This is a genomic window from Pseudochrobactrum sp. AO18b, from assembly GCF_000409565.1.
Classification (GTDB): domain Bacteria; phylum Pseudomonadota; class Alphaproteobacteria; order Rhizobiales; family Rhizobiaceae; genus Pseudochrobactrum; species Pseudochrobactrum saccharolyticum.
This window is the reverse complement of sequence record NZ_ANNO01000198.1, coordinates 1-646: the sequence shown is the minus strand read 5'-3', so window position 1 is coordinate 646 and position 646 is coordinate 1. Positions and strand designations below refer to the sequence as shown.

Annotated in this window: 1 protein-coding gene; it reads left to right on the top strand. The window is 46.1% G+C overall.

Translation table 11 applies throughout. From position 1 onward, the window contains the following. Positions 1–281 precede the first annotated feature (281 nt). Positions 282–646: DoxX family protein (locus tag A918_RS0108385; RefSeq protein ID WP_022710631.1), on the top strand; the 365-nt coding region annotated here is incomplete at its 3' end.

Sequence of the window (646 nt, the reverse complement as noted above, 5' to 3'; positions counted from 1 at the left end):
GGGTCTGCTTTCTTTTATAAGCTCTTGTAACCTTAACTTGCTATCAACGCAGGGCTATCGGTGTTAAATTTCAACATGCTATTTTAGGGTTCACTATTGATGAACAATATGTCAATATTTGTCTATATTTACAATACAGTCACTTATTAGTTATCCATTGCGCAACAGCAATTCATGCTGCGCACAATGAGCCTGCAGCATAAATCACTTTTTTATTGTTAACTTTTATTGCCTGGAAGCCTCTTACCCTCCTCCAGCAATATATCATCCGGAGCCTCATAATGAGCACTGTTTCCGCCTCCCAGAATTCCATTATTATTCTGATCTCCCGCGTTTTTCTTGCTATTCTTTTCATTCTTGCAGGTTGGGGCAAGCTGACCGGCCTTGAAGGCACTGCGCAATATTTCGGTGCGATCGGCCTGCCAATGCCAAGCGTGACCGCAGTTCTCGTTGGTCTGGTTGAATTTGTCGGCGGCCTCGCCATTCTGATCGGTTTTAAGACCCGTATCGCAGCAGTCGTTGTTGCCCTGTTCACCATTGGCGCCACACTGGTAGCTCATATGGATTTTGCCGAAGGTATGAACGCACTGATGGCACAGAAAAACCTCGCAATTGCAGGTGGTCTGCTGCTGCTCGCCGTAACCGG